Source organism: Aeromonas sp. HMWF017, assembly GCF_003061465.1.
In the GTDB taxonomy this organism is placed as follows: domain Bacteria; phylum Pseudomonadota; class Gammaproteobacteria; order Enterobacterales; family Aeromonadaceae; genus Aeromonas; species Aeromonas veronii.
Genome location: NZ_QAJD01000028.1, coordinates 1 through 11,156 on the forward strand (window position 1 = coordinate 1; position 11,156 = coordinate 11,156).

Annotated in this window: 9 protein-coding genes; 7 read left to right on the forward strand and 2 right to left on the reverse strand. The window is 59.0% G+C overall.

The features are described from left to right. Window positions 1-108 precede the first annotated feature (108 nt). Together DBR30_RS02025 and DBR30_RS02030 are read left to right on the forward strand one after the other, a co-directional pair. Entirely contained in the window at window positions 109-1,431 is a 1,323-nt protein-coding gene (locus DBR30_RS02025) for a hypothetical protein (protein WP_181363468.1), read from the forward strand. 70 nt (window positions 1,432-1,501) lie between these two features. Continuing rightward, window positions 1,502-2,713 (forward strand): Bcr/CflA family multidrug efflux MFS transporter, encoded by a 1,212-nt coding sequence (locus DBR30_RS02030; protein WP_108588171.1) that lies wholly within the window; start codon window positions 1,502-1,504, stop codon window positions 2,711-2,713. Window positions 2,714-2,811: 98 nt separating this feature from the next. Here the strand turns inward: DBR30_RS02030 and DBR30_RS02035 are convergent, their stop codons facing one another. Together DBR30_RS02035 and DBR30_RS02040 are read right to left on the reverse strand one after the other, a co-directional pair. Next, on the reverse strand, window positions 2,812-3,378 hold the full coding sequence (locus DBR30_RS02035) for a pyridoxamine 5'-phosphate oxidase family protein (protein WP_108541841.1): 567 nt from the start codon (window positions 3,376-3,378) through the stop codon (window positions 2,812-2,814). Window positions 3,379-3,704: 326 nt separating this feature from the next. Beyond that, on the reverse strand, window positions 3,705-4,172 hold the full coding sequence (locus DBR30_RS02040; protein WP_108541842.1) for a DUF4357 domain-containing protein: 468 nt from the start codon (window positions 4,170-4,172) through the stop codon (window positions 3,705-3,707). A 197-nt stretch (window positions 4,173-4,369) separates the two neighbouring features. Between DBR30_RS02040 and DBR30_RS02045 the strand changes: the two genes are divergently transcribed. The 5 genes from DBR30_RS02045 (at window position 4,370) to DBR30_RS02065 (ending at window position 11,004) form a co-directional block, all read left to right on the forward strand. After that, the gene (locus DBR30_RS02045; RefSeq protein WP_108541843.1) at window positions 4,370-5,050 is read left to right on the forward strand and encodes an ABC transporter ATP-binding protein; all 681 of its coding nucleotides are present in this window, start codon (window positions 4,370-4,372) and stop codon (window positions 5,048-5,050) included. Window positions 5,051-5,080: 30 nt separating this feature from the next. Beyond that, entirely contained in the window at window positions 5,081-7,510 is a 2,430-nt protein-coding gene (locus DBR30_RS02050) for an ABC transporter permease (protein ID WP_108541844.1), read from the forward strand. 185 nt (window positions 7,511-7,695) lie between these two features. Next, entirely contained in the window at window positions 7,696-8,736 is a 1,041-nt protein-coding gene (locus DBR30_RS02055) for a lipocalin-like domain-containing protein (protein WP_181363469.1), read from the forward strand. Between the two features lie 248 nt (window positions 8,737-8,984). Beyond that, a complete protein-coding gene (locus tag DBR30_RS02060; protein ID WP_170872271.1) occupies window positions 8,985-9,467 on the forward strand; it encodes an MgtC/SapB family protein in 483 nt (160 codons plus the stop codon). A 133-nt stretch (window positions 9,468-9,600) separates the two neighbouring features. Continuing rightward, entirely contained in the window at window positions 9,601-11,004 is a 1,404-nt protein-coding gene (locus tag DBR30_RS02065; RefSeq protein ID WP_146181109.1) for an ATP-binding protein, read from the forward strand. The last annotated feature ends 152 nt before the right edge of the window (window positions 11,005-11,156 follow it).

Genomic DNA, 11,156 nt, shown 5'->3' on the forward strand with positions numbered 1-11,156 from the left:
GTGACACACGGTGGGTTTCGCTCTCTACCCACCCTACGCACGGCCTGCCGATAAATGCACCCGGACGCCGGTTTGCCCCCTTCTCCCCTGGCGGGAGAAGGGCTGGGGATGAGGGGTAAGGTAACGGCCCGGCGTTGGCCTTCCCCCTGCTCCACCACCATTTGGCTGCTCATTCTGCTGCAACTGGCCTGGCTAAGCTGGCTGCTGACCTTCCCGGTGGCGCTCGATTCCGACGATGCCCTCAATTTTGCCCACGGGGTGACGCGCTTTAGCGTGCTGGAGTTCTCCCCCCACTTTCCGGGCTACCCCGCCTTTATCTGGCTGGCACGGCTGATCAATCTACTGGTGGACGACCCGGCCCGCGCGGTGCACTGGGCAAGCCTCTTGGGTAGCAGTTTACTGGCGCCACTCGCTGCCTTGCTGACGGTAAAGCTGTGGCAACGGCCAAGCCTGCTCGCCCCCGTCTGGCTGCTGGTATTGGCACTGCCGCTCACCCCGACGCTGGCGCTCTCCGGCCTTTCGGACGGGCCGGCGCTCGCCGCCTGGCTCGGGACGCTGCTGGCCTTGCAGCAGCGCAGAATTGCGCTGGCAGGTCTGTTACTCGGTCTGTTGCTGGCCCTGCGCCCCTCCTATTTTGTGCTGGCGCTGCAGCCCCTGTGGCTCGGGCTGACGCAGCAGGGCACGCGCGTCAGATTTGTGCTCCCCATCGCACTGGTTGGGCTTCTCAGCCTGCTGTTTGTCTGGCAAGCCGATGGCTGGGCCTATTTCAGCGAAGGGCGCCGATTTACTGACGGCCACTTTACCCTGTGGGGCAACACGGCGGCGGCCCACGGCGATCGGCTGCTGAGCTGGGCGCGCACCTTCAACTATCAGCTCACCCCGCTTTGGCCCCTGTTGATGGGGGCCTTGCTGGTGCTACCACTTTGGCAACGCTCAAAAGGCCAAGCTGTAACCCTCTCCCCACTTTGGACACTCTACTGGCTCGCCCTGCTGCTCTGGACCCTGTTTGGCCAGAACCCTGACAATCCCCGCCATCTGGCCCCCGTCACCCTGCTTGGTATCGTGCTGCTGGCAGGCTGGCTGCCGCTCCGTGGGGAGGGGCTGGTCACGGTGGCCGGATTGCTGCTGCTCGGCGCGACCTTTACCCTGCCCCGTCCACCCGCCATGGTGCAGGCAGCAAGGCTGGCAGAAACAGCGTGCCCGGCGCTGGTGACCCAGTGGGGCGTGCGGCTGCTGCGGGAAACCACATCCTTGGCCGTCACCGATGGCTGGTACAAGGGGGATGCGGCGCTGGCGCTCTCTCGGGGAGCCTGCCGCCTCAGTCGCCGCCCCATCGCCGCGAACGAAATGCCCACCGCGGTGCGCCAGCACTGGTTTGCCCCACGCTTTGCCGCCGAGCCCGGCCTCTGGCTCGCCATACCGGCTCCATAGCCGCGATAAAACTGATAGACTGCTTTTTTCGCGCTTTTCAACCCGACGTTTCGCATCAACTGGACACCCTATGCCCCAATCGCCAACAGCTCAGGCTGCCGCCCTCTCCCCCCGTTTCCTGTTTATCCTGCTGGGTGCCCTGGCGGGTCTGACCCCGCTGGCGGTAGATATGTATCTGCCCGCTATTCCGGCCATCGCCCGGGATCTGGCCACCAGCATCGACGGCGCCCAGCTCACCATCAGCGCCTTTTTGGGCGGCTTTGCCATCGGTCAGCTCTTCTACGGCCCGCTCGCCGACAGCTATGGCCGCAAGCCGGTGATCCTAGCGGGGCTGGTGATGTTTGCCATCGCCTCGGTGGGGTGTGCCATGGCGGACTCCCTGCCTGAATTGCTGGCCTATCGAATGTTGCAGGCAGCGGGCGGCGCGGCGGGTTCTGTGGTGGTCAATGCCCTGCTGCGCGATCTGTTCGAGAAGGATGCATTTTCTCGCGCCATGTCGTTCGTCATTCTGGTGATGACCCTGGCGCCTCTGGTGGCACCTGTGGTGGGCGGCTATATCAGTGCCCACGCCGACTGGCGGGTGATCTTCTGGCTGCTGGTGGGGATCAGCCTGCTGATCTGTCTGGTGATGCAGTGGAAAATTCAGGAGACCCTGAAACCCGAGCACCGTCAGCCCCTTAATCTGGGGCAGATCCTCAAGAACTACTGGGGGGTGCTCTCCCATCGCGGCGCCATGGGTTATGTGCTGTGCGGCTCCCTCTCCAGCTCAGGCATGTTCGCCTTCTTAAGCGGCTCACCCTACGTCTATATCGAGTATTTCAAGGTGCCGACCGAGCACTACGGCTGGCTGTTTGGCCTCAATATCCTGCTGATGATGGTGGTCACCTTCGTCAACAGCCGACTGGTGAAAGGGGTGGGCGCCGAGCGGATGCTGCAATACGGCCTGCTGGTGCTGCCCTGCGCGGGCGCCCTGCTGATCTACAACGCCTGGAGCCAGACTGGCGGCCTGTGGGGCATCGTCATTCCGGTGGTGCTCTTTATCGGCCATATCAGTCTGGTGGGCGCCAACGCCATGACCGGCCTGATGGGCCACTTCCCGCAATCTGCGGGCACCGCCTCGGCACTGGCGGGCACCCTGCGCTTTGGTATCGGCGCCGTGGTCGGCATTCTGGTCAACCTCAATCCGCCCCACTCGCCGCTGCCGATGGCCATTGCCATCGCCTGCTGCGGCGTGGGTTCCACCCTGAGTTACTGGCTGCTGACCGGCAAGCGCACCGCCTGACGCCCCTTTGCAATGCCCGTCAACGCAAATCAAAAAGCCCTGTTGCTGGCAACAGGGCTTTTTACATCAAGCACATTTTCCCCCGTGAACCTTGCGCCCTAAGGTGCAGGATCCAGCCCACTACGCAACAAAATCTCGCTCTCCAGCCCATCGAGGCTCCGCTGGTTCTTCTTGCGCCAATAGGCCTCGATCCCCTCCTTGCCCTGCCGAGCTGACCAGTTGGCCAGCTCTTCCCTGTCACCCTGATAGTCGAATCTGGGCACCGACATGCCGCAGGAGGATTGCACCCGCTCAATATCCAGCCAGAAGATCTGGCGAGCAGCGACTGTGGCGGGAAAACGGGCCAGCATTTCTTGCCACTGCGGGTCGCCACGATGCAGCACCCGTGCCTGACCGTAGGCGCGCAGGATCAGAGGCGACCCATCAAAGGCACAGAACATCACCGTCATGCGCGGATTGCGCAGCACATGGGCCGCCGACTCGTTGCCACTGCCGGTAAGATTGAGCCAGGCCAGCGTGTGAGCATCGATAACCCTAAGCGTATCGCCCCCTTTGGGGGAGAGATTGACCGTCCCCTGCTCCGCCGCCGTGGCGACAAAATAGATCTTCTGCGCCTCGATAAAGGTCACATGTTGCGGCAAGAGTGCGTCGAATAGTTGTCCCATTTTCCTTCCCTGAATAGGTATCACCTTTAGAGCCGGACGCCATTACGCCACAGCGGCACCCCCATGCTCAACAGCTTGCCGTACAAGATGGTCCAACGCCATCCTCGCCGTTATCGAGCGCCCGGCTCGTTCTCAGGGATCTGGCCGATTCAGCTCGAAAACAAGCCCATGGCAATATGGAGAAAGAACATAAAAATGGTGACAACCAGAGTGCCGCGGCGGGCAAGGCACAGAACAAAGGGGGTAAGTCAGCGAGACAGCGACCTGGATGAAACAAAAGCGCATCCAGGTCAATCAGTGATCACACTATGATCGTAAACGCGGGATTATTTCTTGCCGAAACCCGACTGCTTGAGGGTATAGCCTGCGCTGTTTTGCCAGGCATCCAGACCGCTTCGGTTATTGCCCGCCACCAGACTGGCGGCCAGACTCGGGCTGTTGAACAGCTGATCGGCGGTAAAGACAAAGCCGCCCTGACTGCGGGGCACGATGACCCCCTTCTCCAGCAGCTCGTGACGCAGCTCGACCACCGCTTCACGCAAAGAGGCGGCATCCTCGCCATTGGCGGTGGAACCGGCCAGCACCATAAAACCCGGATTTTGCCGCTTGCCCACCGGATAACCGTGAGCCTCGGCCCCTTTGCCATTGAAGTGGTAGAGCTCGCGCTCCCCCGGCCGGTTGTCGGAGAGTGCCTTTTGCAGGGTCATCAGCTCGTTGTAGATCTCGATGGGGACGACGGCAGCCTGCTTGTTGCCCTTGCTATCGATGATAAAACTGACTTGCTTGTGTAACATCCTTGCTCATCCTGTGACCCATGGAAGCCCCTATTCTAACCACCTCGGGCAAGCGGGATCCAGCGAGGATCCACTGCTCTTTTGCCGCCTTGATCACTAACTGGCACTCTTGATCAACCGTAAGGGGTGTTGATCAATGCTGGCCGTGCTAGCGTACCAAGCATGATGAAAGCCATTGACCATCAAACGGTTACCCCATGCTGACCCTGCGCAACCTCTGCAAGAGCTTCGATAACGGCAGTGAGCGACTGCCGCTGTTCCACCATCTCGATCTCGCCCTCCCCGCTGGCGAGATCACCCTGCTGCTGGGCCAAAGCGGCTGCGGCAAGTCCACCCTGCTCAATCTGATCGCCGGGCTGATTGCACCGGACGAAGGGGAAATCTGGCTGGGGGAGACACGTATCGACACCCGCTCCCCCGACGAGCGGGCGCGCCTGCGGGGTCGCCATTTCGGTATCGTCTATCAGGATTTCAACCTGTTGCCGACCCTGAACGTGGCCGAGAATCTGGCCCTGCCGCTCGCCATCAACGGGCTACCACCGGATGAGACAAAGATTGACCAGTTGCTGCAACGGCTCGATATGAGCCACAAGCGCCATGCCTGGCCGGAGCAACTCTCCGGCGGTCAGCGACAGCGGGTGGCGCTGGCCCGCGCCCTTATCCATCAACCTGGTTGGCTGCTCGCCGACGAGCCCACCGGCAGCCTCGATGAGCACAATGCCGAACAGGTGATGGCGCTGATGGTGGCGGCGGTGCGGGATACAGGTGCAGGCTTGCTGCTGGTGAGCCACAACCCGGCCTATGCCGCGCTGGCCGACAGGGTGCTGCGCCTCGAAGGGGGGCAACTTATTGAACTCAAGGGCTCCCGTCATGGCTAAACGGCGACTGCGCCTGCCGGAGTCACGCTGATGCTGCCACTCAAAGCGCTGCTGCGCCTCTATCGCAGTCACCCCTGGTTGCTGCTGATGAGTCTGGCCGGGCTGGTATTGGGGGTATCGCTGGTGGTGGCCATCGAACTGCTCAATCACAGTGCCCGCACCAATTTTGTCGCCGCCCGCAGCCAGCTGGCAGGGGAAGCCAACTACCGGCTGGCTCCTGCTGGCGGGCTGGATGAGCAGCTTTACGTGCAACTGGTGACCAGCCAGCCCGCCCTCGATGCCATGCCCCAGCTCCATGGCTGGCTCAAGGATGAAGAGGGGCGCAGCTTTCAGCTGTTAGGGATGGATCTCTTCAACCCCGGCCCCCTGCGCCAGCTGTTTGGCGCCCAACCCGCGAGCGAACCCGCGTTCTCCCTAAATCGGGCCGACAACATCTGGCTGGCGGCCCCCGAGGTAGATCGCCTTGGCTGGCAAGCGGGCCAGAGCCGCCGCTTTGTATTGGGCGGCAGCGATGACGCCAGCGCCCGAATCCTGACCCTCACGCTGGCAGGCACCTTCGAACCGGGCGCCGTGCCCATGGAGCGGCTGCTGATAACCGACATCGGCCTCGCCCAGCCGCTGCTGGGCAAAGCGGGTCAGCTCGATCGCATCGTCTTCAAGCTAAGCGACACCGAGGCTCGCACCCTGCAGGCCACTCTGCAAACCCGTTACCCTAACCAGCCCTTGTGGCTTGAGCCCATCAGCCCGGCACTCGATGCCAGCCAGCTTGGCGATGCGCTTGCCCTTAACCTGACGGCGCTCTCATTGCTCGCCATGGCGGTGGGATTGTTTCTGGTGTTCAACGCCCAGCGATTTGTGCAGAGCGTGCGCCGCCCCCAGCTGGCCCAGTTGATCATTCTGGGGATGGGGCCGAGTCGGGTGCTCCGCTGGCTCATTCTGGAGCTCCTTATTCTCGCCACCCTCGGCACCCTGCTCGGGGTGCTGCTCGGTAGCCTGCTGGCCCTCGCCCTGATGGGGCAACTGACCCAGGCGCTGGCCGATCTCTATGGGCCCAACCCCATCGATCTGTTGCGCCTCTCCCCTGTGAGCCTGCTCAAGGCGCTGTTGATCGGGCTGCTCGGCACGCTGGCCGCCAACCTGCCCGGCTGGTGGCAACTGCTGCGCCAATCCCCCCTCGAACTGCGCGCTGGCAGCATCCGCCCTCCCGCTCACCCGTGGCGACGGCGCGTGCTGGCCATCGCCATCTTGCTGCTGTGCGCTCTGTGCCTGTGGTTGCCGCAAACCGGTCTCACTGGCGCCCTGTTTATCGCCGGCGGCTGGCTGCTGGCCATGGCACTCTGGCTGCCCGATGCCCTGCGCGGCCTGCTTGGCTGGTTGCGACGGCGTGCGGGCGGCCCCCTCACCGCACGGCTCGGGGTGGCCGAGACCCTCTATCACCTCGATCGCACCGCCATCGCGGTGATGGCGTTGCAGCTCGCCATCGCGGCGGCCATCGGCATCGGGGTCATGGTGTCGAGCTTTCGCTCCAGCGTGGAGATCTGGCTCGGCCAGCGTCTGGCCGCCGATCTCTATGTCACCGCCCCCAAGGGGGTGGCGGGCAACAAGGGCACCTTGAGCAACACAACCCTCGAGACCCTGCTCGCCAATCCTCTGGTGAGCGCCGCCTCGCGCCGCTCGGTGCATCCGGCCCGCTGGCAGGGGCAGCCCATCGAGTGGGCGCAGATGGACTTTATCCCCCAGCTTAAAGCAGCCTATCCGCTGCTGGCCGGGCGCTGGCCGACCCGTCCCGACGAGGTGCTGGCGAGCGAACCCCTGACGGTGCGCCTCGGGGTCAAGGTGGGCCAGCAGCTGGCGATCAGCGGCGAGCAGGGTCCAAGGCAGTTCACCGTCACCGGTGTCTATCAGGACTACGGCAGCGACAAGGGGCAGATCCTGCACGCCTTCGAGGCGGGAGCGGTGCAATCCCTCGCCCTCTTTAGCAACGACCCCGAGCAGCTGGCCGATCGCCTGCGCGAGCGCTTTGGCGAGCAGCTCAATCTGCTCTCCGCCCCCGCCATCCACAGCGCGGCCCTCAAGGTGTTTGACCAGACCTTTGTGGTGACTGAGCTATTGAAGTTGCTGATCCTCTGCATCGCCTTTGTCGGGATCGGTTCGGCCTTTATGGTGCTGGGGCTGGCGCGCCGTGGCGAGCTGCAGACCTTGCAGAGTCTGGGCTTGAGCCCCCGCCACTGCCGCCAGCTGCTGGTGTGGCAAGGAGCGGGATTGGGGCTGCTCACCGCCCTGCTGGCCCTGCCGGTGGGGTATGGCCTCGCCTGGGTGCTGATCGAGGTGGTCAACCCACGCGCCTTTGGCTGGCGCCTCGCCTTCGAGGCCGCCCCCCTTCATGCAGTCACCGCCCTGTTGCTGGCACCGGTCTGTGGCGCATTGGCCTCCTGGTATGCGGCAAGGAGAGTGGTATGAAATATCGGTTAGCGCACTGGCTCAGCCATGGCTTGACGACCCCATTGACCACTTCCCTCTCTCCGCCCCTTCTTCAGTGCAGAGAAGAGCACCGTGCGGCATTGAACCATCCCCTCTCCCTTCGGGAGAGGGCCAGGGTGAGGGGGAGCTTTTCCTCCTTACGGCCCCTGTGGCTCGCCACCCTCTTGCTCCCGCTGATTGCCATGATTGGCAGCGCGCAGGCCAGCGATCTGGGCGCCCTGCTCGGTGGTAGCAACGACAGCTTTAAAAAGGTGCTGCCGGGGCAAACCATCCAATTGCCGGAGGATCACGCCGCCCACCCCGATTACCGCTCCGAGTGGTGGTATCTCACCGGCAACCTCAAGGATGAACAGGGGCGCGAATATGGCATGCAGTGGACCCTGTTTCGGCAGGGGATCGAGCAAGCACTTCGCACCAACAACCCCTGGCTCACCCCCCAGCTCTGGCTGGCCCAGTTTGCCATCACGGATCTCGAGCATGGCAGCCACCGGCAAGATGAACGGGCCAGTCGGCAGGGGCCCGGACTGGCGGGGGCCAACGGCGGCCAATATTGGCTAAGGGAGTGGCGGCTTGCCTCGCAAGGGGCGGCGCTGTTCCCCGCCACCCTCAAGGTGCAGAGCAAGATTGGCGAACTGAACCTCACCGTAACTGCCGCCAAGCCGCTGGTGCTGCAAGGCAAGGCCGGTTACAGCGAGAAGAGCCCGGGCAACGCCTCCTTTTACTACTCCTACCCACGCCTGCATTTGAGCGGCACCCTGACTCGCGATGGCGAGACCCGCACCGTCACCGGACAAGGGTGGTTTGATCACGAGTGGAGCAGCTCGGTATTGGCGGAGTGGCAATCGGGCTGGGACTGGTTTTCGCTCCAGTTGAACGATGGCCGCGAGCTGATGCTGTTTCGCCTGCGCACCAAATCGGGCCGCGCAGAGCCCGAGAACCGCTACGGCATCTTGATTGAGCGGGATGGCAGCAGCCGGGTGCTCGCCCCCGACGCGATTCGCCTCACCCCGGGCAACACCTGGCGCGGCCCCAAGGGGCAGAATTACCCCGTCGAGTGGCAGCTCAACGCCGCCGGGATGAACCTCACCATCAAGGCCCGCCAGCCCAATCAGGCCATGACAGGTCGCTTTGACTACTGGGAGGGGGCTGTCTCTATCTCGGGGGATGCCAAGGGAGTCGGCTATCTGGAGATGACCGGCTATTAAGCCTGCGACCATCGCCGGTTATCCCTTATCCTGACGCTTGCTTCAAAAGCAGGGCGCTATCAAGAACTCATTAAAATCCGACAACCTGGACAGCTTTTTACTCAACACTTTTTACTCAACAAGGGAAGTCAGCGTTTGATACCCTGCGGATGAGGTCTCATGGCGTATTTTCGTACAGCCCCCATGGCGACAGCATTAACCGGTTTGATTCGTTCAATTCATATGCAGCATGCACAAGGATGGCATTTATGTGGCAAGAGATCTGGCAGACCATCGTCTCCGAGTTCACCGATATTCAAGATATCAAGCAGATGACCCAGATTGTATTGCGCCTGCTGGTGGCAGGTCTGCTCGGCGGTCTATTAGGCTACGAGCGTGAACAGAAAGGGAAAAGTGCCGGGATCCGCACCCATATGCTGGTCAGTATTGGCGCCGCCCTGTTCGTGCTGATCCCCCAGCAAGCTGGGGCATCAACTGCCGACCTGACCCGGGTGTTGCAGGGGCTCACTGCCGGGGTGGGATTTCTGGGGGCTGGCACCATCATTCTGGGCACCCGACAAACAGAAACCAAGGGGCTGACCACGGCCGCCGGTATCTGGGTCACCGCCGCCATCGGCATTGCCGCGGGTATGGGCCGAGAGTCCACCGCGGTGCTCGCCACCCTGATCGCGCTGTTTATTCTGACCATCGTGCCTTGGCTGCTGGGGATCAAAAAAGAGGGCCGTGAGTAATCCTCACCCCCCCCCACTGACTGCGGCCCTCTGCAGATACCGGCCACCCGAGTGGCCGGTCTGCTCGATGACCCGAACCCCATAGCCCTTATAACAGGGCATCACAGTGATATCGCCCAGCCACTTCTGTCACTTGGCGCCAGTCGTCGAGGATGTCTTATCTGTTTATTTATCAAACACCCTCACCCACTCACCCCGCTGCCAACTTGGCTCAAGTCTGATCCCAGTCAAAAAACCCTTCAAAAGTAGCAACCAAGTAAATCAATTAATCGGTATAGACCTACAAGAGGATAAAGAGCATTTTTGTGTTACTGATGCAAAAGATGATGACCAGACATACTTAAATCTTGATAAGCTCATGGGTCGTCACACTGCAATTTTAGGCACAACCGGAAGTGGAAAAAGCTGTACTGTAGCATCCATAGTTCAATCCATTTTATCTAGTTATGAATGCCCTAGAATACTATTCTTTGATATACATAATGAATACCCATCAGCATTTGGATACAACCCCAAAACTCCTAACGAGAATTTAAAAAACAAAACAAACGCCATTTCTTGGAATTCCTTTACACTTCCATATTGGTTTTTGGATTTAGAAGAATTTTTTGGTGTATATAATCTTGAACCTGGCTCAAATCAAAAAGCAATCATAAAAAGATTGATTACTGAGTTGAAGGAAAATGAAGCACAAAAACAAGGGATTGATGGAGTCATTTCTGCTGACACTCCCATATTTTTTGATATTGATGAATTATTAGAAAAGCTGGAAAGTGAAAAAGCCCCCAAGAATGCCACTGATAGAAAACCATACGAGAGTATAATACTGAAATTAGAAGCCATTAGAGAAGACACTAGATATCTGTTCCTTCACAAAAATATTAATAACAAAACATCAATAGCAGAATATTTTGAATTTCTTTTAGGCATATCTAAGGTGGAATGTTATCTAAATATACTTGATTTAAGTGGTTTACCCGCAGAAGTAAGAGCGGTATGTGTTGGGGTCATATCTAGATTATGTTTTGATTTTAAATTTTGGGATTTAGACCCAGAAAGCATCCCTTTGAATTTAATTTTAGAAGAAGCTCACACGTATATCCCTGAAGATAGTGACTCAAAATTCAACATATCAAAGGAAAGAGTCGAGCGAATTGCCAAAGAGGGTAGAAAATATGGAATTGGTTTGACCGTAGTTACACAACGCCCCTCAAACGTATCTACAACAGTATTATCACAATGTGGCACTTATATAACACTGCGACTTACTAACGACCTAGATCAAAATAAAATAAAAAGGTTATTGCCTGACACTTTATCTGGCCAGGTTGATTTTTTACCCAGCCTACGAGATGGTGAAGCATTTGTCTCTGGCGACTCCATAAACTTACCAAGAAAAGTTCAGTTTAGAGTCCCAAGCCCAATGCCAAAAAGTAATGATGTTAGATATCATCTATCATGGCAAATAGGAAAGCCAGATAGTTTTTCCCTTAAAAATTTAGTTGACGCTTGGCATAAAAAGGATAAGTCACAGTGAAAATTGACTCAATAAAACTATCTGGTTGGCGGTCATATGACTTAGATGGGGTTATTCTTGATGGCTTGAAATCAATCAACCTTATTATTGGTCCAAATAACTCAGGTAAATCAAACCTTTCAAAGTACTTTAATTATTTAAAGAGCATACAT